Here is a 19,261-nt window from a genome sequence, read left to right as displayed (position 1 = left end):
GTAGAACCATATAAGACATCACGTGATGTTGACGGCTTTGGCAATCCGATTTATCCCTGTGGAAAAGTCGCCGCTTGGCGTAATCAGGCTAACGACGATACGTCCTGTCTCCGCTATTCCGTAGAATGCCCCGGGGTGGGCGACGACATCATGCGAGGCGAGGATCTCTCCAGCGCCGACTCCCAGGCGCGGAAGGCTCAGGATTGCACTCCAGCCGCCATCAGCTTGAAGCAATCTAAGGCTTGATTTTTTGATAAATGAGATATTTAGCGAAATTCTATCAAGTATTTGTTGCTGAATTTCGTGACGCCGGGACATCCATGTAGGTAACGCCATCTGAGCTGGAGTGTTCATGGAGAGGAAGGTGTCGGCGATGACCTCCAGGCGGGCGAGGGCGGGCAGAAGATCCGACTCGGGGCCGAAAGCGGCGATCCATCCAACCTTCATTTGTGGGAGTGCGGCGATCTTGCTCATGCCGCTCAGGACAAAGGTAAGCGCGCGGTGAGGGGCCGTGGTGAAGCTGGTGAGCTTTCGTCCGCTGTGGGGATAGTCAAGAAAGACTTCGTCGACGATCAGGGAGAGCCCGTGGCGGTCGCAGATATCTTCGAGTCTGTCGCGTTCGGCCTGGCTGGTGGCGTGCCCTGTCGGATTGTTGGGGTGCACGAGCAGGATGGCGCGGGTCCTGGGGCCGATGCGGCCTTCCAGCATGGCGAAGTCGATGTGCCAGCCGTAGTCGTAGAAGAGCGGGTAGGGAGTGAGGCGGACGTCTTCGAGGTCGGCGAGGTAGTCGAAGAGCGGGTAGCTGGGTTGTGGGACGAGAACCTCATCGCCAGCGTCGCAGAGCAGGCGGAAGAGATAGCCATAGGCCTCACTGGTGCTTGTCGTGAGGAGTATAGAGTTGGGGTCGACATTGGCGTTGTGGGCGGCGTAGTAGGAAGAGACGGCCTCACGGGCCGAGAGCATTCCGCGCGGGTCGGGATCGTAGCTGAGGGCGCGCGGGTCTGCCAGGGGGGCGAGGAGGGCGTCGCCATCATAGTGGAAGCCGCAGGCGGTTGGGTTGGAGACCGTCAGGTCGATCAAGGGACGCCCCGAGGCGCGGGCAAGACGGATTGCCTGTGCGAGGCTGCTCTCGCCCAGGTCCCAGTTTGTTCGTGACGAAAAACGCTGGCTCACAAGTTCAATGCTAATGCGGCTCTGAACGACAGCACGGTAGTTCGGGGCTATTTTCCGGGTCTCTGAGCTTGAGGTAGAGCAAGCCGAGCAGCAGGGAGGTAAGGATGACCCAGGCGAACTGATACCAGTAGAAGAAGGGGAACCCGAACAGGGTCGGCGTCTCGCGAGCGTACAAGGCAGGGAAACAAAGGCCAATGTAGGGCAGGATAAGCAGCAGCTTCCAGCCGATCTTTTTCCCGCCGTTTGCGGAGGGAGGGGCCTGGTATTTCCGGTCGATCTCGCGCGAGTCCATGCAGGCACAGGATACTGCAAATGGGCGAAATCGCGCAGGGGAGAGCATCGGGTAATCTAGTGATCAGATGCCAGAAGAGAAGCAGGTAAGAGATCCGATGGCCGAAGCTGCCGCCATTATGGCGCGTCTTCGAGGTCCGGGGGGATGTCCGTGGGACCGCGAGCAGACGTTTGATACGATCAAGCGGCACACGCTGGAGGAGACTTACGAGGTCTTCGATGCCATCGAGCGGAGAGCGTGGCCCGAGCTGAAGGACGAGCTGGGCGATCTACTGCTTCAGGTTCTTTTTTACGCCCAGATGGCGTCTGAGGCAGGGTATTTTACGATCGAGGATGTGGCGTCGAACCTGAACGCCAAGCTGATCAGACGGCACCCCCATATCTTTGGCGACGCAAAGGCCGAAGACTCAGCAACAGTGCTGAAGAATTGGGAAGAGATCAAACGGGAAGAGAAGGCGTCGTCAGGCGCAGGTTCGGGCTCGATGCTGGGAGATATTCCGCGATCGATGCCGGCGATGATGGAGGCCGGAAAGCTGAGCTCACGAGCGGCAAAAGTCGGGTTCGATTGGCCGGATGCTGCGGGACTCTTTGACAAGCTGGATGAGGAGATCGGGGAGCTGAAGGATGCGATTGCCGCGCAGAAGCCGGATGCGAGCGTGGTAGAAGGCGAATTGGGAGACCTGCTCTTTACTGCGGTCAATCTGGCCCGGCATCTGAAGATCGATCCGGAGTCGGCGCTGAGATCCACCAATGCAAAATTTCGTAAGCGGTTTGGTGAGATGGAGCGGGAGGCTGGGGGACAGGATGCGCTGAGGGCCTGCTCCGCTGAAGAGCTTGAGCAGTTGTGGCGGCAGGCAAAAGCGGTCGATCCGCCGAATGTGAGCAATGAAAAACGATAAAGACTGAAGAGACAAGATGAGCACAAAGACTGGCGAAAATATACAGATTGAATCCCTGACGACGATGGAGCAGTTTGAGCGCTGCGTCGTGTTGCAGCTTGAGGTGTGGGGTTATAGCGACGGCGACCTTATTCCGCGAAGGGTGTTTCTGGTGGCTCAGCGGATAGGCGGGCAGGTTCTTGGAGCATTCGACGGCGATACAATCATCGGATTTGCCATGGCGCTCCCCGGGTATCGCAACGGATATGCCTATATTCACTCGCACATGCTGGCCGTGTTGCCGGAGTACCGCAATGCGGGGCTGGGCCGCCGGTTGAAGCTGGCGCAGCGCGACGATGCGATTGCGCGCGGCTTCGATCTGATGGAGTGGACGTATGACCCCCTGGAGATCAAGAATGCGCACCTGAATATCGCAAAGCTGGGAGCAATCTCGCGGAGGTACAAGGCAGATTTTTATGGGCCGTCGTCGTCGCCTTTGCAGGGGGGGCTTCCCACAGATAGGCTGTATGCGGAGTGGTGGCTGAAATCTCCGCGAGTGATTGAAACGCTGAAAGGCGATGCCAGAGTACCAACTGCGACAGAACGGGTGATCGTACCGCATACGATTTATGCGTGGAAGCAGGACCCTCAGCAGAGAGCGAAGGCGCAGCAGGTGCAGTTGGAAAATCGGGCGGCACTGGAGTCGGCCTTTGCACGCGGGCTGGCCGTAGTTGGGTACGAGCGCGATGCCGAGGGAAACGGAAGTTTTCTGCTGGCCCCATGGAACGATGAAAAAGAACAGACCCGAAGCTATGAGGCAAAGCGGTAGGCTGGCCTGACACCAAAGCGAACGGAACAAATTCGGAGACAGGATAAGAAGATGATCACGATTGACGCTATCCACATGCGTGAGATTAATATGCCGCTGGCCTATCCCTTTGAGACCAGCTTCGGGCTGACGACTGGCCGTAGGATTCTGCTGGTGGAGATTGAGGCCGAGGGGCTGACGGCTTGGGGAGAGTGCGTCGCCGGCGAGCATCCTTACTTCAGCGACGAGATGATCGATACGGCGTGGATCATTACGGAGACGGAGCTGATTCCCAAGCTGCTTGAGGCGAAGCTGGAGAATGGCGGCAGCGTGCCGGATGTGCTGAAGCAGGTTCGCGGGCACAGAATGGCGAAGGCTGCGCTGGAGAGCGCGGTGTGGGACCTGGAGTCGCAGATGGAGAAGGTCCCGCTGGCACAGTTGCTGGGTGGAACACGCAAGGTGGTCCACTGCGGCGTTTCGATTGGGATTCAGCCCACGCCGGAGCAGTTGATGGACAAGATTGCTCTCGAGCTGGAAGCGGGGTACCAGCGCATTAAGCTGAAGTGCAAGCCGGGGTGGGACAACAGCATCTTCGAGATGGTGCGCAAGCGCTGGCCTGATATTCTTCTGAGCTGCGATGCCAACTCGGCATACCGCATGAAGGACTTCGACCATATTGCGACGTGGGATGAGTTCAAGCTGCTGATGGCGGAACAGCCGCTGTGGTACGACGACTTCTACTTCCATTCGATGCTGCAGAAGAGGATCGAGACGGCAATTTGTCTGGATGAATCGATCAGGAACCGTCGCGACGCGCTGGCGGCGATCGACATGGCTTCGTGCCGGATCATCAACATCAAGGTGGGTCGTGTGGGCGGCTTCAGTGAAGCGATTGCCGTGCACAATGTAGCGGCAGAGCGGGGGATTCCGGTGTGGTGCGGTGGCATGCTGGAGACGGGAATCGGACGGGCGCACAATATCGCGCTTTCTTCATTGCCAAATTTCAAGCTGCCGGGGGATGTGTCGGCCTCGTCACGGTACTGGGCAGAGGACATCATTGAGCCTGAGGTGACGGTCAGCAAGAAGGGCGAGATCGTCGTTCCGACCAGCGTGGGATCGGGTTATAAGGTTCTGCCCGAGAGGATCGAGAGGCTTACGGTGAGGAAGCGGACACTGCGCGCGAAGGCCCGGGTAACGGCTTAGGGATCACTTAGCGGGCAGTGGTGTGTCAAGAAGGATGCGGATCGCATCCTGATAGCTCATTGCAGGAATTGCCTGGAAGTTTGAGGAGTCGACGTCGCTGCTGATATGCAGCGTCTTGACCATGAGTGCGCGGACACTGATGCGCTGTGTAAAGTGGGTGAATATCCATCTGCCGTTGCCTGCGTCTCCCTGCACGAGAACGAGGCGGCCCCCGGGGTAAATATGAGCGAGCATGCCCCAGCCAAAGTTCACCCCTTTAAAGACATTGCCATCCATCCGCACAATAACCTTTGAATCTGCGTCGATCCAAGCCCTGCCCTTGAGACCGGTCAATGCCTCGGCAGTCGTCGAAGGCGGATGGAACTTAGGGTTGGGCTCGTAGTCTATGACCACTTCGGTCGTGCCGGGCCTGGTTCCTGTCTGAGGCTGACCGGGGACGTAGGTGTAGATCATCGCGTCGGGCATCAGGCGCACCAGGTTGTCGGCGATTTTCTTTCCGGAATCGTCTCCTTTGGCGTGTTTCGCAAAGGCCTCGGGGTTGGCCAGCATATCATTGAGGCGTTTACGTTCGGCCGCGTCTTCTTCCGCGGTGAGAGGTTTGCCGTCGCGGAGAATAAGCCGGGCTACGGTCCCGTCACGGCTTTCGATGATGTCGCGAACGCGGTCGCCCTTGGCATCGACGATATGAATTCGGTAGCGGAGGTAAGAGCCGCGATGATGAAGCGCCTCAAGCTCTCTAGCTGTCGCGTCAACCGCCCAGTTGCGCGCTGGAATAGCAGTCAGCCAATCGGGTATGGTTGGGGCAGGGTTGTTCTGTGCGTCTGCTGTGCTGCTGCAGGACAGCAGAAGCGACACCGCGAGCGTGTGACAGATTGCATAGAGCCTCACTCGTCCACCCTTACCCCAAGCCTGCCAGTTTCAGCCGATTTGTGACGCATTTTCGCAACAATATCACCTTTCGTGTCTGACGTATGGAAGTGCCTGTTGGTTTTCGGTTTGCCTCAATCCAGCGCGTTGGGTATCCTTCGGCAAGGCAAGACATAGAGTGCCAACATTTTTATCAGGAGAGCAAGACACACATGAAGCCAGCAGAAGGGTCCACGGTCATAGGCAAGTCGGTCACCATCAAAGGCGAGCTCTCCGGCAGCGAAGACCTGCTGATTGACGGAGATGTTGAAGGAACGATTACTCTGCCCGACAGCACTGTAACGATTGGCCCGAACGCGCACGTGGCGGCTGATGTCAAAGTGCGCAATCTAATTGTCTTTGGGCGATTGACTGGTACGCTGCACGTATCGGGAAGAGTCGATTTAAGACATTCGGCAATTGTCCTGGGCGATATCTTCGGCGGACGTCTGTCGATCGAGGAGAACGCTTCACTGAAAGGAAAAGTGGAGTTGAAGGCAACAGAGCAGCGTGCGGTTGAGGTATTGCCTCCAGCCACAAAGCCGGGTGAGTCCAAAGCTGAGCAGACGCCGCTTGTACTCAACCCGAAGTCCTAGAAGCAGAAGGGAATGTAAGCAAATCTATGCGTAATATCTTCGGCGGAAGTGAAGGTTCCGGTGGGAATCGCGGGGCCGATTCGAGCCGGATACCGCGTCACTCAAGCGGATGGAAAGAGTTACAGAAGCACCTGAAGTCGCAGGAGTCGCTTCGCGTGCTTGATATTGGGCCGACGTCTTCAACAAACATCAACTACATTACAAGCCTGGGCCACAGCATCTACATGGCGAACCTTGTAGAAGAGGCATTGAAGCCGGAGTGGAGTGTTCCTGCAACCGATGGAGGCGAGCCCGACTTCAATGTGAGCGGGTTCCTCGAAACGAACCTGAACTTCTCGGGGCGTAAGTTCGACATCGTGATCTTATGGGACACGGCGGACTTTCTCCCAGAAAAACTGGTGGGACCCATCTTTGCGCGCTTACACGAGGTGATGGAGCCCGGGGGGCAGATGCTCGCCTTCTTTCACGCAACCGCAGAGCCGGGCGCGCCTTTCTGCAGGTATCACCTTACGGATACGGAAGTTGTCGATCTACAGAGAGTAGGAACGTATCCGGTAATTCAGATCTATAGCAACCGCAAGATAGAAAATCTACTGAGCGAGTACAGCACGTACCGGTTTTTCCTGGCGAAGGACAGTCTTCGAGAGGTTATTGCTACAAGGTAGTTTACAAAACTAAAAGAGCACGGCCATCGCCGTGCTCTTTTGTTGCGTAGAGATGCAGGCTAAGCCTTCGTGGTCTTTTGCTTTCTGCGTTCTGCCCAGCGCTTCTTCATTGCGTCAGCGATACGTTTACGGCCTTCAGGGCTTATGTTTCTTTTATGCTTGGGCGCTTTTGTTGCGCCTTTTGGGCGTCCGGGGCCGGAACGAGCAGGGCTTGACGCGCCGGAGAGCAGAGCTCGTGCCTGCTGCAGCTTTGAAATCTGCGCGTCGATCTCGGCAATAATACGGTTGATTTCCACGAAAAAACCTCCTGTGTGTCTCTTTGAGAATAACTTGTCCATAGGATAAAGACTCTTACGGAAGTTACTCAGGGAGTAAGGTCTTACGGAAAAGATACAGGAGCCTACTTAGAGGTGCAAGGAAGGTCTATTTCTCGGAAGAGATGTTTGGATGGGTTCTAATTGCGTAACCCGGGCCCGATTCTCCCATAACTTCCTGGCGAGAGGTGCCTAGTTTGCGGCGGCCTTCCGTTTGCTCGATACATTGTTGCAGGCCTTTGAGGGTTGCCTGCTTATCGCGTGCATACTCATTCGCCATGCGGGTAAGAGCATAACTGACGATGTCGCTGTGATGTAAGTCGCGCATCTCTGGCGCGCGGCGTAGATTGAGCCAGAGGCGATGGACGAGCTGCACCTCGTCGGGCTGAATCGTCGGTGCGTGGGGTCCAATATGGAAGCTGAGGGAGGCGCCATCGGGCTTGATGACATAAAAGGTGAACTGACGCTTGGGCTCGGGAAGAGCTTCCCACGCCTGTCCTACATGATAGGCCTGCTCCTCGGCGGTGAGTTTGCTGGAGAGGCCTGAGACGACGGCGGCGGCATCGAGCGAGTTCGCCGTCTGAACGAGCGCGGCGAAGATATCTCCAGCGGGAACGACGAGCAGCGAGATGTGTTTGCCGAAGCTCTCGGCAACGGAGACGGCCTTGGTGAAGAGCATCTGCTCATGCTCGCTGAAGAGTTGTTCGGAGGCTTCGACGTACTCCGGCCCACCGGCGCCCATCATGCGAGCTGCGAGGACAACGATGTCCTGATCGTCTGCATTGGTATGCGTGAGTGCCCATTTGAGCGCAAATGGCGAGGCGGAGTCTCGCATCGTGACGATGACGGCGCCAGGCCGAATCTCGAGCGCGGAGCAACCGACGGTATCCTGGTGCTCAAGCTGGAAGTGCTCGCGCATCTGCCGGGTTGTTATGTCATGACGCTTCTTATTGTCGCGTTCTGAGAGAGAAAAGACGACGAAGAAAGCTGCGGCGAAGATAACTCCGCTAACTGTAGCAACGGATTTAGTGAATAAGTTGACGATTGCAGTTGTGAAGAGAACCAGAAAGACGCAGATAAGTCCGATCGGGATCTCTGTCTTGCCAATCCGGAGATTGAGGGGAACTTTTGATCCTCTTTCGCCCTTGTACTTCCAGCGCAAAACAAGCATGGCCAGAGCGTTGAAGGTAAAGCTCCAGATCACACCGAAAGCATAGGCTTCGCCAATGACGACAACGTTGCCGTGTGTCAGCAGGATGACAAGTAACTGCATTCCCGCCACAAGGTTCACAATGCGATAGCTGGTGCCATATTTTCTCTGCGGCTTGCGAAACCAATCGGTGAGCACGCCATCTTCGGCGATGCGCATGAGGACGCCGGTCGAACCGACGATGGCGGTATTGACGGCTCCGCCGAGGATGAGGAATCCGACGAGGACGACGAAGCCGCGGAAGAAGAGCTTCAGGACCTCGGGGCCGACCATGTACATCGCCATGCCGGCGATAAGGTTGTCGCGATAGACATGGACGCGGACGTCGTCGGGAATAATCATGACGGCCAGCAGGGAGCAGAGGCCTGTGAAGAAGAAGCTGTAGGTAGCGATGACGAGCGCGGCGCGCTTCAGGTTCTTGAGCTTGGGGTGCTCAATCTCGCGGTTGACCTGGGCGAGGGACTCTTCACCGCTCATGGCCAGTACGGAGTGGCCAAATGCCATCAGGACGCCGAACAGGCCAAGCGAGGCTGCAAACTTTGTTCCTTTGAGAAAGCCGAGGGCGTCGGAGCTGAAGTGGAGGTTCGAAGGGAAGGGTAGTGGCGGAAGCTGAGCGCCTCGATGCAGGACGGTGAAGGTTCCCCAGGCAAGCAGGATGACCACCATGACAGTGGTGATCTTCATGATGTCGAGTGCACGCTGGCTGGACTCCTCGATGCCTTTGGTGTTCTGCCACCAGAAATAGATCGTGATTGTGGCTGCGATAGCCGCCGATGCCAGGTCTGGACGGAGATGGGGAATAACGTGCCAGTGAAATCTGACAGCAGCGAAGGCGGAGAGATCGTTCACCATGCCGACGATGTACTGGCCTGCGGATACTCCCGAGATAGGCCCCGTCAGAACATAGTCGAACATCAACGCCGAGACGCTGATCTTGGCGAAGGTGCTTCCGAGGGCCTCTTTGACAATCCTGTAGACTCCGCCCCGGGTAAACATGGAGCAGCTTTCGACATAGACGGCCCGAACGGCGTAGGCGAAGAAGACGACCCCCAGGATGAGCCACGGCGCCGCTTTTCCAACGGCCTCTTCAGCAAGCCCCCCTGCGTAAAACGCCGATGAGCCTAAGTCGTTGAGAACGATGGCGGCTGCTCGCCAGAAGGAGATAAACGTCAGCATGACCGAGGACGCCACGACGAGGCGCACTCGGTTGGATTGTGGGAGAACGTCAGTTTGTTTCGTTGAAGCCATTATTGTGTGAACGCTTCCTGGTGCTGGCGTTCCCGTAACCACCCGTGTATCAGTTTCATAGTTTAAGAGGGCGCACCTGTAGCGTCAATGATTTGTATTTCTGAGGGAGCTCAGGATGCGAGACGGTTAGACGTCGGACTCCTCGTCGCTGGTAAAGACCTCCTGCAGGTCGCGAATCACGGTAAAGATGACGACGAGCAGGGAACCCACCATTCCAATAAAGAACAGTGGCACCAGCACAGACGCGAGCAGATGGAGAATGGCATCCATGGCTGGAGCTATTGTAGCTCCAAATCTACTGAATGCTAGACTTCAACTGCGATGCGACGAATTCCCACGCGGCTATGGGCCATGGCAGCATTTTCCGGTGTGCTTCAATGTCTGCCGTTCCCATTGGCGGGCCCTGTACCGGAGTGGCGGACGGCTTTCTGTTGGATTGCCATAACTCCTTTGTTATGGGCGCTTACGCAACAGCAGAAAAACGCGGAGCCATTGACCGGCAGGCAGGGCGCAGCGCTCGGTTACCTGTGCGGATTTATCTGGTATCTGGGGAATTGCTACTGGATCTACCAGACGATGTATCTGTATGGTGGGTTGGATAAACCGATTGCGGCAGGCATCCTCATCCTCTTCTGCCTGTATCTTGGCCTGTATCATGCGCTGTTCGGTTGGGTGGTCGTCAGCTTCAAAAACTACTTTGGGGCGCGGTTGGCGCTGTTGCTCAGCCCGCTGGCATGGGTCGCCGTAGAGCTTGCACGAGCACGCATAACCGGGTTGCCATGGGACCTGATGGGGATTGCGCAGGTCGACAATCCGCTGTTGACGCGACTTGCCCCCCTGACGGGAGCATACGGACTGTCTTTCGTCATTGCTCTGGTGAATGCGCTATGGCTTGTGCGTATCCAGATTCGCGAACGAAAGCATACCAGGCTGTTGCTGACTGCGGCAGGCGTGGCGATTGTCGTCGTCTATGTCTTCGAGTTACGGAGAGCGCACTTGCCAACTCCATCGCACGTTACGGCGACTGCGACGCTGGTACAGCAGAACCTTGAAGTGGGAGCAGAGGCCAAGCAACCGGAACCTTCTGAGCAGGAGCTTTTAGAGTCGTTCAGCTATCTAAGCCGGCATCCGGGGGACCGGATGTATCTCGGTATTCCTGAACTGGCTAAAACTCCGGCTGTGAAATTTGCGCCGAGGAATGAGCCGCAGGACTCCAACCTGATTGTGTGGCCAGAGTCGCCCGCACCATTTCAGGAGCGCGACCCGCTGTTTCGCACGGCAATGACGAAGCTGGCGGAGGAGACGGGTGCACCTGTGATCGTGGGAAACATCGCGATCGACCGCACGACAGAGAACACGAGAGGATATCTGCAATTTAACTCAGCTTCGTTCATTAATCCGCAAGGTGAGTTTGCAGGCCGGTACGACAAGATGCACCTGGTCCCATTTGGGGAGTATGTGCCGTTTGCGCGCCTCTTCTTTTTTGCGCAGAGCCTTCTACACGAGGCTGGGGCGTTTGATGCTGGCAGACAGCGCACCTTATTCGCGGCGAACGGGCACCGTTACGGGGTGTTTATCTGTTATGAGTCGATCTTTGGAGATGAGGTCAGGCAGTTCGTCAAGGAAGGCGCCGACGTGCTGGTGAACATCTCCAACGATGGATGGTACGGCGATACGAGCGCTCCCTGGCAGCACTTGAACATGGTGAGGATGCGGGCCATTGAAAACCATCGTTGGGTCCTTCGCGCCACAAATACCGGAGTTACCGCTTCGATCGATCCATATGGCCGCGTTGTCGAAGCGGCGCCAAGACATATAAGGACGAGCATTCGCGTGGGCTTTGGTTATGAGCGTGATATGACCTTCTACACGTTGCATGGAGATCTATTTGCTTACCTTTGCGCTTTGGCGACTGCCGTTGCACTTGGGTTGAGCCTGCGGTCGCAGTTTGCCGTAGACTAGACAGATGCTGAGTGATCTTGAATACACGTACTCCCCGGTGCGCGAACGGGTTCGCGATCTGCGGGAGTATCTTTGACTCTCCCCGCCTGCGTCGTGAGCTAGCCGTCATTGAAGAGAAGACATCGGACCCAACGGTATGGGCCGATCCCGCACGCTCGCAGCCATTGATGCGCGACCGTAAGAGAATTGAGAACCTGCTGGCAGATGACGCGGAGCTGGCGCGTAGAACTGACGACATCGAGGCTTACTTCGAGCTTGCGCGTGAGGGCGAGGACACCGAAACCGATCTGGCGAAGGAGATTCCTTCGCTGGTGGAGTTCACCGAGAAGCTGGAGTCGAAGACGATGCTCTCGGAGGAGAGCGATCCACTGAATGCGATTGTTGTTGTCCATCCCGGCGCGGGAGGGACGGAGTCGCAGGACTGGGCCGAGATGTTGATGCGGATGTATATCCGCTGGGGCGAGCGGGAGAACTTCAAGGTAGAGATCAACGAAGTTCAGGATGGCGACGAGGCGGGCATCAAATCGGCCACATTCACGATCTCAGGCGAGTTCGCCTACGGCCTGCTTTCGGGCGAGACAGGTGTGCACCGTCTGGTGAGGATCTCGCCGTTCGATTCCGCCAAAAGACGGCACACGAGTTTTGCGAGCGTCTTTGTGTCTCCTGAGATCGACGACACAATTGTGATCGACATCAAGTCCGAAGACCTGCGTATCGATACATATCGATCGGGAGGCAAGGGCGGACAGCATGTCAACACGACCGATTCGGCGGTCCGCATTACGCACCTTCCGACAGGGCTTGTTGCAGGCTGTCAGAATGAGCGTTCGCAGCACAAGAACAAAGAGAAGGCGATGAAGCTGCTGCGTTCACGGCTGTACGAGTATGAGCTAGAGAAGAAGAAGGCCATCAGCAAGAAGCTAGAAGACTCGAAGCTGGATATCAAGTTCGGTTCACAGGTTCGGAACTACGTAATGCAGCCCTACCGCATGGTGAAGGACCTGCGTACCCGCGTTGAGATTGGCGATGTCGATCGAGTGCTCGACGGTGATCTTGAGCCGTTCATTCGCGGCTATCTGAAGATGCGGCGCGAAGGCGGAGTTCCTGCCGCTGTGGCCGTGGACGATGACCTTTAGGAGATCGAGCCGCTGACAATTATGGTTGCTCGCAAACCCTTGTGACCGGCTTGCCTCCTCGCGCATCTGATAGGGAAAGATTGAGGGGATACGATGGCCATCACCGATGAGAAGACCGCCGATGAGATTCGCAGACAGCTTTTGGCCCTGCTGCGCGGTGGCCAGGCGCATATAACGTTCGACGACGCGGTGAAGGATTTCCCCCCGGAAAAACGCGGGCTGGTTCCGGACGGACTGCCATATTCTGCATGGCAGATACTCGAACATATTCGTATTACGCAACGCGACATACTGGACTTCAGCGCGCCGCCAACCGGTGGTTATCAGCCGATGGAGTGGCCTGCAGGATATTGGCCTGAGCTGGCTGAGCCGCCATCGTCGCGTGCCTGGGATGTTGCGATCGCGGCAATCCGCAAGGACCTCGAGACGTTTGAAGCGTTGATCGCCCGCCCAGATGCCGATCTATACAAGCCGTTCCGGTGGGGGGAGGGGCAGAATCTGCTGCGGGAGGCTCTCCTGGTCGCCGATCATACGTCATATCACCTTGGAGAACTGGTTGTGTTGCGACGGCTGCTGGGCATCTGGAAATAGCCATCTGGTTTGAGGGGAAGGGCCGCACGATGAATGAACCCGAAGTGATCCGCACCATGCTGGGACAGCCTCCTGCCGAGCCCCGCACGATTGCTGTCGTAGGAATGACGGACAATCCCGGCAAGCCGAGTCATTATGTTCCCGCGTATATGCAGCAGCATGGCTATAGGATCATCCCCGTCAATCCTCAAATAGAACGCGCTCTCGGAGAGAGTGCCTATGCTTCACTTGCCGATCTCCCGATAAAACCAGATGTCGTCAACGTTTTTCGTCTGCCCCAATTTATTCCAGGCATCGTCGACGAGATGCTGAAGCTCGGTCTGAAAAACATCTGGGTTCAATTGGGAATTATCAACCCGGAAGCGGCGAAATATGCGGAGAACAACGGAATCAACGTCGTGATGGACCGCTGCATCATGGTGGAACATCGACACAGCGGGCTTCAATAGGCGGTTTACCTTTCGCAGCCTACAATTGTGGAATCACATGAAAATCAACCGTCATCTTGCCATATTGCTCCTGACCTGCACCTTGTTTGCGGGTGTATCGGCATCTGCACAGATTCAACCTGTTGGAGATGGAGGTCCAGGCCCGGTCAAGGCGCAGCATCTCACGGCTGAGCTTGTTTCGCTTGGCCCCGCGATCGCTCCTGGCGGAACGCTTGAGGTTGGGCTGGTCATCACGCTTGAAGAGAAATGGCATGTGTATTGGATCAACGCGGGCGATTCAGGAGAGCCGCCGAAGATTACCTGGACTCTTCCGCGTGGCATTACTGCTGGGCCGATGCGTTTTCCTGTCCCAACGAGGCTACCTCTCGGCCCGTTGATGGACTTTGGTTACGAAGACGAGGTCGCATTTCCTGTATTGATGACGGCGGCCAAGAATGCCAAGCCGGGACCGATCCATCTTGATGCGAAGATCGACTGGCTTGTATGCCGGGAGGTTTGCATTCCTGGCAAAGCTCACCTTGGCTTGAACCTGACAGTCGACCCCAAAGCAACCACGCCGGCGCGACCGGTGGGAGCACTGGGAGAGGCGCTTGGGCTGCTTCCGAAGCCGCTTGCGCCTGACATGAAGGTCACGGTAAAGGGCGGGCAGAAAGAGTTTGTGATTGACCTGCTCACGGGGGAAAAGCAGGACGAGGCTGAGTTCTACCCGTTCGATCAGGAGCAAATTATCAACGCAGGCGGTCAGGATGTCGATCCGCTGCCGAACGGTGTGCGCGTGCGTGTTCCGCGCGCTCCTGAGCTCACCAAGCTTCCGGCGGAGCTGCATGGTGTCGTAAAGCTTGACGAAGAACACGCATTTGAGATCAAAGCTCCTGTTGAACCCGGTGAGGTGCCAAGACCTGAAGGAGCCAAGGCGGCGGGTGGTAGCAGTGGAGAATTGACGGCGATGGCAGCTATCGGGCTGGCGTTCGTTGGCGGCCTGATTCTGAACCTGATGCCATGCGTATTCCCTGTGCTCTTTCTCAAAGGATTGTCGCTGGTGCAGTCTTCGAGCGAAGAGCGCGGGCGCATCCGCAAGCATGGCCTTGTCTATACGGGCGGGATTCTCGCCTCATTCTGGGCGATTGTGGCGATATTGCTTGTCCTGAGGGCTGGCGGAAGCCAGGCAGGCTGGGGCTTTCAATTGCAGTCTCCCACGTTCCTTGCGGTTCTTGCTTCGGGCATATTTCTGTTTGCACTCTCACTGGCCGGTATGTTCGATATCGGCTTATCGCTGACAAGCGCGGGAGGCGAGCTTGCGCAGAAGCAGGGATACACAGGCAGCTTCTTTACGGGAGTTCTTGCCACCGTTGTTGCGACACCATGCACCGCTCCGTTTATGGGCGCAGCGATCGGCCTTGCATTGGCCCAACCGAGCTGGGTGACCTTCGCTGTATTCACTGCGTTGGCCCTGGGATTGGCAGCGCCTTATCTGCTGCTCAGCTTTCAGCCATCATGGACACGCCTTTTGCCAAGGCCCGGCGCATGGATGGAGGTCTTCAAGCAGATTACTGCCGTGATCTTCTTCGCGACGGTGATCTGGCTGACCTATGTGTATGGCAGTCTCTATAGCGCCGGACAAGGTGTTTATCATGCGGCGCTGCTGCTAACATGCTTTCTGCTGCTGGCGGTGGCAGGGTGGGTTTTGGGTAGGTGGCCTGCTCGATGGTCAAGCTCCATTGCCGCATTAATGATTGCCGCGCTGGCGCTCTCAGTGCCGCTCTACCAGCCGAAGGACAAGACGCTCGCATGGCAGCCTTACTCGCAGCAGGCCTTGGATACAGCACGCGCTGCGGGTCATCCGGTCTTTATCGACTTTACGGCTGCGTGGTGCCTTAGCTGCCAGGTGAACGAGCGTGTAGTCTTGAAGTCGTCTGATGTGCAGGAGCAGTTTCGCGACAACAAGGTGACCCTGCTTCGCGCCGACTGGACCCAGTACGATGCTGAGATCACAAAGCAGCTTGCATCGATAGGACGCAGTGGAGTGCCGACATATGTGATCTATCCAGCGGGTAATGGTGCGCCGGACGTTCTGCCGGAGCTTCTGACGAAAGATATCGTGTTGAATGCTTTGAAAAAAGACACGGCGAGATAAATTTACTTAGGTATTTCTTTGCGAACAGGCGATCTACTGGCTCCTGCGTGACGAGTGTCGTTGCGAGGTGTTGTAACGAGGGCGCAGAATAACTTTGTTGAGGTGATCCTATGTTCAACCGCTTCTTTTTGTCCATTGCGCTGGCACTGACTTCTTCTTTCGCCATTGCGCTCACACCAGGCTCGCAGGCGCCGGACTTCAAGGGAACAGACTCCAATGGCGTTGCGCACACGCTGTCGCAGTATCGCGGCAAATATGTTGTGCTCGAATGGGCCAATAAAGGGTGCCCCTACGATCAAAAGCATTACCGGAGCGGAAACATGGAGGCTCTGCAAAGGCAATGGACGGGTAAAGGAGTCATCTGGTTTTCGGTGATCTCGTCGGCTTCGGGAGAGCAAGGAAGCGTCACGGCTGCACAGGAAAATGAGTACCTGAAGACGATGAAAGCGTCGCCAACCGCTGCTCTTCTTGATCCCGAAGGGGAGATCGCCCGTCTTTATCAAGCAAAGACCACGCCGCACATGTTCGTCATTGATCCTGCCGGCAAGATAATTTATCAGGGTGCAATCGACGATAAACCCACGACAGATCTAGCCGACGTAAAGACTGCTCGCAATTATCTTAACGAAGCTCTGAACGCAGCCATGGCGGGTAAGCCTGTTGCGACAGCCAGCACGCGGCCTTATGGCTGCTCGGTAAAGTATCGCGATTAGCCGGGGCGCTTTTCAGATTTGATGCGGGCGATCTCGTCCATCCGTTGGGATAGAAGCTTTTCTCGTCCTTCGTTCGTTGGCTTGTAGTATTGTCGGCCTTTGAGCGAGGGCGGCAAGCATTCCATATCTGCTACACGACCCTCGACGTCGTGCGCGTACTGATAGTCTTTGCCGTAGTTCAGTTCCTTCATGAGCTTTGTCGGCGCATTGCGCAGATGTAGCGGGACAGGTTCGGCGGCGGTAGATTCGATATCGCCACGAACGGTGTTGTAGGCCATGTATATGGCATTCGATTTTGGTGCGAGAGCGAGATAGACGACTGCCTGTGCCAATGCCAGCTCTCCTTCAGGATGGCCGAGGAAGTGCATGGTGTCCTTCGCCGAGAGACAAAGGTTGAGTGCTTCCGGTGCGGCGAGGCCGATGTCTTCGACGGCCATTCTTACAACACGACGTGCGACGTACATGGGGTCTTCACCGGCTTCGAGCATTCGACCAAGCCAATAAAGTGCTGCATCTGCATCGGAGTTGCGCACGCTCTTATGCAGCGCGGAGATGATGTCGTAGTGCTGTTCGCCCTGCTTGTCGTACAGCAGGACGCGGCGTTGCAGGGCCTCCGCAGCGATGTCTTTTGTCAGCACATGCTCGTTGCGCCCTCGCGCTAGACGTACGGCTGCTTCGAGAGCGTTGAGAGCGTTTCGTGCATCGCCGCTTGAGTAAGAGGCGATGGTGGAGAGTGAATCGCTATCGGCTGTGATGCCCATATTCCCGAGACCCCGCCCGGTATCGGTGAGGGCTCGTTCGAGGAGTGCGACGATTTGTTCTTCAGCGAGCGCAACCAGTGTGTAGACGCGGCACCTTGAAAGCAGTGCGGCGATAATCTCGAATGAAGGGTTCTCGGTCGTTGCGCCAATCAGCCGAATCGTTCCGCGTTCAACGTAAGGAAGGAAGGCGTCCTGTTGGGCTTTATTGAAGCGGTGGATTTCGTCGACAAACAGGATGGTCCGCGATCCCATGTGCGAGGCTTTTTCTGCATCGGCCATCACCTGCTTGATCTCTTTGATGCCACTTAGAACCGCAGAGAACTCGATGAAGCTGGACTGCGTACGCTGGGCGATGATCTTGGCGAGCGTAGTCTTTCCGGTGCCGGGAGGACCCCAGAAGATCATTGAGGTGGCATCGTCGTTTTCGATGGCAACACGCAGCGGTTTGCCGGGTGCGAGCAGGTGTTCCTGGCCAACGTATTCTTCGAGCGAACGAGGACGCATGCGTTCGGCAAGTGGCGCCTGCCTGTTGTTTGCGACGGCAACAGGGGAGGTATCGAAGAGGCTCATCGCACTGCTCCGGCAGGGCGAGGTTGGATATTCGGAAGCTGCAGCGCCGCTGTCGGGTTCGGTCGCATGACGGAGCGTTGACGCGAGGCTTCGTACAGTAACAAGGAGCCGGCGACGGCAGCGTTCAAACTCTCAACCGGACCCGGGCAGGGAACCGTGATGCGTGCCGATGCCATCGCAAGCCATTCGGCAGAGAGGCCGGAGCCTTCGTTGCCGATCAGGATGGCACAGGGTTTGCGGAGGTCCGCGTCCTGAGATGCAAGGACCCCCGGGGCCGCGGCCCCGACGGCTGCCAGGAGGCGGATGTTCCGATGTTGCATGGCTGCGATTTGTTCCGGCACGGCGGCGGATACGGGCACGCGGAATATGCTTCCTGCGCTGGAACGAATCGCCTTCTGGTTCCACGGACTCACTGTGCCGGGCGTTGTAACGACTCCCGTTGCGCCGAAGGCTTCAGCCGAGCGGATAAGTGTTCCCATATTGCCTGGATCCTGCAAACTAACGGCAATGAGAATCAGTGGACATGCCCTAGCCGCGATCTCGCCGATATCGTGTGCCGGAACTGCGATCAACGCAGCGATACCCTGAGGCGACCGGGTTTCTACGGCGCTGGAAAATACGTCCTCGGTCAGACGTAGAACCTCGACGGACTTTGAAAGAGCAGGGGGCAGAGAGCGGCTTCCGGCAACGAAGACGGTTTCAGGAACGATGCCGCTGCATAACGCTTCTTCAAGCAGGTGCTCGCCTTCAATGGCAATCAGGCCACCGCTCAAGCGTTTCTGCTCCGAAAAGGCAGCTCGAAGCTGTTTTACGCGGGTATTGGCGCGGCTTGAGATAGGTGTCGACGTTCCAGCCATGCCATCATCTTACGCCGACTCATCGAGCCGGTTTTGAACGCCGTGCAGGGGTGTGCTATGTTCCGAGATGTTCGACATGGCACAGGAGCCTTACGATTTTGACGGCCGAGATACTCCGCATTCATCCCGATGAGCCAGAACCGGAGCTTGTCGCCCAGGTGGCATCGAGGCTTCACTCCGGACATGTCGTTGCCTTACCGACTGACACGTTTTATGGGCTCGCTGTCGACCCAGTCAACCTGCGGGCTGTAGACAGCATTTACGAGATCAAGACCCGCGCACGCCACAAGCCATTGTCGTTGTTGATTGGCGGTGTCTCGCAAGCATACGAGTTGGCGCGCGGTCTGGACACGGCTTTCGACAAGCTTGCGGAGCGCTTCTGGCCGGGACCTCTGACGCTAGTGGTGAAGGCTGGCTCGAAGCTGCCGCTGCGAGTTACGGCAAACACAGGGAATGTTGCACTGCGTGTCCCCGAGGCTGCAATTCCGAGGGCAGTCGTCCAGGCGTTTGGTCTGCCGATTACGGCGACCTCAGCCAATCTGCATGGTATGCCGGAGTGTACGTACGCGAATGGAGTGCGCGACCAGCTTGGCGATAAGATCCCATTGATTGTGGATGGTGGACCTACCGCACGCTCTATCCCGACGACGATTGTCGATCTGTCAGGGGGCGCCAACTCGTGGATGATTCTGCGCGAAGGAGCGATTCCAACGCATGAGATCGTTCTAACACTACAGCGGTAGAAATCTATACTCGCGGGCTGACGGTAAGATGCCGTAAACTCGACTCTCACGCA

20 protein-coding genes are annotated in these 19,261 nt (G+C 56.8%); 12 read left to right on the top strand and 8 right to left on the bottom strand.

Annotated features, from left to right (window positions below):
• Window positions 1–18: 18 nt before the first annotated feature.
• Together JSS95_05410 and JSS95_05405 are read right to left on the bottom strand one after the other, a co-directional pair.
• Complete coding sequence (locus JSS95_05410; protein MBS1799245.1) at window positions 19–1,173, bottom strand: pyridoxal phosphate-dependent aminotransferase; 1,155 nt, start codon at window positions 1,171–1,173, stop codon at window positions 19–21.
• Window positions 1,174–1,183: 10 nt separating this feature from the next.
• Window positions 1,184–1,465: a DUF3311 domain-containing protein gene (locus JSS95_05405; protein MBS1799244.1), complete on the bottom strand. Its 282-nt coding sequence runs from the start codon at window positions 1,463–1,465 to the stop codon at window positions 1,184–1,186.
• A 67-nt stretch (window positions 1,466–1,532) separates the two neighbouring features.
• Here JSS95_05405 and mazG point away from each other — a divergent pair, with 67 nt between their 5' ends.
• The 3 genes from mazG to menC are packed head-to-tail and all read left to right on the top strand — an operon-like array spanning window position 1,533 to window position 4,353.
• Window positions 1,533–2,363, top strand: a complete 831-nt coding sequence (mazG, locus tag JSS95_05400) for a nucleoside triphosphate pyrophosphohydrolase (protein MBS1799243.1) — start codon at window positions 1,533–1,535, stop codon at window positions 2,361–2,363.
• A 16-nt stretch (window positions 2,364–2,379) separates the two neighbouring features.
• Window positions 2,380–3,171 carry a GNAT family N-acetyltransferase gene (locus tag JSS95_05395; protein ID MBS1799242.1) on the top strand — a complete coding sequence of 264 codons (792 nt, stop codon included), beginning with the start codon at window positions 2,380–2,382 and terminating at the stop codon, window positions 3,169–3,171.
• 54 nt (window positions 3,172–3,225) lie between these two features.
• Window positions 3,226–4,353 (top strand): o-succinylbenzoate synthase, encoded by a 1,128-nt coding sequence (gene menC / locus JSS95_05390; protein ID MBS1799241.1) that lies wholly within the window; start codon window positions 3,226–3,228, stop codon window positions 4,351–4,353.
• 3 nt (window positions 4,354–4,356) lie between these two features.
• Here menC and JSS95_05385 read toward each other — a convergent pair whose 3' ends face one another.
• Window positions 4,357–5,241 carry a hypothetical protein gene (locus tag JSS95_05385; protein ID MBS1799240.1) on the bottom strand — a complete coding sequence of 295 codons (885 nt, stop codon included), beginning with the start codon at window positions 5,239–5,241 and terminating at the stop codon, window positions 4,357–4,359.
• A 191-nt stretch (window positions 5,242–5,432) separates the two neighbouring features.
• Between JSS95_05385 and JSS95_05380 the strand changes: the two genes are divergently transcribed.
• Window positions 5,433–5,855, top strand: coding sequence for a polymer-forming cytoskeletal protein (locus tag JSS95_05380; GenBank protein ID MBS1799239.1), 423 nt, complete (start codon window positions 5,433–5,435; stop codon window positions 5,853–5,855).
• Window positions 5,856–5,881: 26 nt separating this feature from the next.
• Window positions 5,882–6,520 (top strand): SAM-dependent methyltransferase, encoded by a 639-nt coding sequence (locus JSS95_05375; protein ID MBS1799238.1) that lies wholly within the window; start codon window positions 5,882–5,884, stop codon window positions 6,518–6,520.
• A gap of 59 nt (window positions 6,521–6,579) precedes the next feature.
• On the opposite strand, the gene JSS95_05370 is transcribed toward JSS95_05375, so the two are convergent.
• From JSS95_05370 to JSS95_05360, 3 genes are all read right to left on the bottom strand, one after another.
• Window positions 6,580–6,816 (bottom strand): hypothetical protein, encoded by a 237-nt coding sequence (locus JSS95_05370; GenBank protein ID MBS1799237.1) that lies wholly within the window; start codon window positions 6,814–6,816, stop codon window positions 6,580–6,582.
• Window positions 6,817–6,943: 127 nt separating this feature from the next.
• Window positions 6,944–9,220, bottom strand: coding sequence for an APC family permease (locus JSS95_05365; GenBank protein MBS1799236.1), 2,277 nt, complete (start codon window positions 9,218–9,220; stop codon window positions 6,944–6,946).
• A 198-nt stretch (window positions 9,221–9,418) separates the two neighbouring features.
• Window positions 9,419–9,562 carry a hypothetical protein gene (locus tag JSS95_05360; protein ID MBS1799235.1) on the bottom strand — a complete coding sequence of 48 codons (144 nt, stop codon included), beginning with the start codon at window positions 9,560–9,562 and terminating at the stop codon, window positions 9,419–9,421.
• A gap of 81 nt (window positions 9,563–9,643) precedes the next feature.
• Between JSS95_05360 and lnt the strand changes: the two genes are divergently transcribed.
• From lnt to JSS95_05330, 6 genes are all read left to right on the top strand, one after another.
• Window positions 9,644–11,254: an apolipoprotein N-acyltransferase gene (gene lnt / locus JSS95_05355; GenBank protein MBS1799234.1), complete on the top strand. Its 1,611-nt coding sequence runs from the start codon at window positions 9,644–9,646 to the stop codon at window positions 11,252–11,254.
• Between the two features lie 4 nt (window positions 11,255–11,258).
• A protein-coding gene (gene prfB, locus JSS95_05350; GenBank protein ID MBS1799233.1) for a peptide chain release factor 2 occupies window positions 11,259–12,390 on the top strand; the annotation gives its coding sequence in 2 pieces (ribosomal slippage) (window positions 11,259–11,327 and window positions 11,329–12,390; 1,131 coding nt in all).
• Window positions 12,391–12,483: 93 nt separating this feature from the next.
• Complete coding sequence (locus JSS95_05345) at window positions 12,484–12,981, top strand: DinB family protein (protein MBS1799232.1); 498 nt, start codon at window positions 12,484–12,486, stop codon at window positions 12,979–12,981.
• Between the two features lie 29 nt (window positions 12,982–13,010).
• Window positions 13,011–13,430, top strand: coding sequence for a CoA-binding protein (locus JSS95_05340; GenBank protein ID MBS1799231.1), 420 nt, complete (start codon window positions 13,011–13,013; stop codon window positions 13,428–13,430).
• A 37-nt stretch (window positions 13,431–13,467) separates the two neighbouring features.
• The gene (locus JSS95_05335) at window positions 13,468–15,564 is read left to right on the top strand and encodes a thioredoxin family protein (protein ID MBS1799230.1); all 2,097 of its coding nucleotides are present in this window, start codon (window positions 13,468–13,470) and stop codon (window positions 15,562–15,564) included.
• Between the two features lie 110 nt (window positions 15,565–15,674).
• Window positions 15,675–16,277: a redoxin domain-containing protein gene (locus JSS95_05330; GenBank protein MBS1799229.1), complete on the top strand. Its 603-nt coding sequence runs from the start codon at window positions 15,675–15,677 to the stop codon at window positions 16,275–16,277.
• On the opposite strand, the gene JSS95_05325 is transcribed toward JSS95_05330, so the two are convergent.
• Together JSS95_05325 and JSS95_05320 are read right to left on the bottom strand one after the other, a co-directional pair.
• Window positions 16,274–17,608, bottom strand: coding sequence for a replication-associated recombination protein A (locus tag JSS95_05325; GenBank protein ID MBS1799228.1), 1,335 nt, complete (start codon window positions 17,606–17,608; stop codon window positions 16,274–16,276). The two genes, JSS95_05330 and JSS95_05325, sit on opposite strands and share 4 nt — an antisense overlap.
• Window positions 17,605–18,465: an RNA methyltransferase gene (locus tag JSS95_05320; GenBank protein MBS1799227.1), complete on the bottom strand. Its 861-nt coding sequence runs from the start codon at window positions 18,463–18,465 to the stop codon at window positions 17,605–17,607. The genes JSS95_05325 and JSS95_05320 overlap by 4 nt, the downstream gene beginning before the upstream one ends.
• Before the next feature lie 98 nt (window positions 18,466–18,563).
• Here JSS95_05320 and JSS95_05315 point away from each other — a divergent pair, with 98 nt between their 5' ends.
• Window positions 18,564–19,208 carry a threonylcarbamoyl-AMP synthase gene (locus tag JSS95_05315; GenBank protein MBS1799226.1) on the top strand — a complete coding sequence of 215 codons (645 nt, stop codon included), beginning with the start codon at window positions 18,564–18,566 and terminating at the stop codon, window positions 19,206–19,208.
• Window positions 19,209–19,261: the final 53 nt, after the last annotated feature.

It is taken from the genome of Acidobacteriota bacterium (genome assembly GCA_018268895.1).
Taxonomy (GTDB): Bacteria; Acidobacteriota; Terriglobia; order Terriglobales; family Acidobacteriaceae; genus Edaphobacter.
Note: the sequence above shows the minus strand (reverse complement) of the source record. Positions and strands in the feature narration are given on the sequence as shown.

Coding starts and splice junctions, on each gene's coding strand:
- JSS95_05360 (MBS1799235.1), bottom strand. CDS start 9,562: ATGGATGCCATTCTCCATCTGCTCGCGTCTGTGCTGGTGCCACTGTTC.
- mazG (MBS1799243.1), top strand. CDS start 1,533: ATGCCAGAAGAGAAGCAGGTAAGAGATCCGATGGCCGAAGCTGCCGCC.
- JSS95_05325 (MBS1799228.1), bottom strand. CDS start 17,608: ATGAGCCTCTTCGATACCTCCCCTGTTGCCGTCGCAAACAACAGGCAG.
- JSS95_05330 (MBS1799229.1), top strand. CDS start 15,675: ATGTTCAACCGCTTCTTTTTGTCCATTGCGCTGGCACTGACTTCTTCT.
- JSS95_05405 (MBS1799244.1), bottom strand. CDS start 1,465: ATGGACTCGCGCGAGATCGACCGGAAATACCAGGCCCCTCCCTCCGCA.
- JSS95_05345 (MBS1799232.1), top strand. CDS start 12,484: ATGGCCATCACCGATGAGAAGACCGCCGATGAGATTCGCAGACAGCTT.
- JSS95_05395 (MBS1799242.1), top strand. CDS start 2,380: ATGAGCACAAAGACTGGCGAAAATATACAGATTGAATCCCTGACGACG.
- lnt (MBS1799234.1), top strand. CDS start 9,644: ATGGCAGCATTTTCCGGTGTGCTTCAATGTCTGCCGTTCCCATTGGCG.
- JSS95_05340 (MBS1799231.1), top strand. CDS start 13,011: ATGAATGAACCCGAAGTGATCCGCACCATGCTGGGACAGCCTCCTGCC.
- JSS95_05335 (MBS1799230.1), top strand. CDS start 13,468: ATGAAAATCAACCGTCATCTTGCCATATTGCTCCTGACCTGCACCTTG.
- JSS95_05365 (MBS1799236.1), bottom strand. CDS start 9,220: ATGCTGACGTTTATCTCCTTCTGGCGAGCAGCCGCCATCGTTCTCAAC.
- JSS95_05375 (MBS1799238.1), top strand. CDS start 5,882: ATGCGTAATATCTTCGGCGGAAGTGAAGGTTCCGGTGGGAATCGCGGG.
- JSS95_05320 (MBS1799227.1), bottom strand. CDS start 18,465: ATGGCTGGAACGTCGACACCTATCTCAAGCCGCGCCAATACCCGCGTA.
- JSS95_05380 (MBS1799239.1), top strand. CDS start 5,433: ATGAAGCCAGCAGAAGGGTCCACGGTCATAGGCAAGTCGGTCACCATC.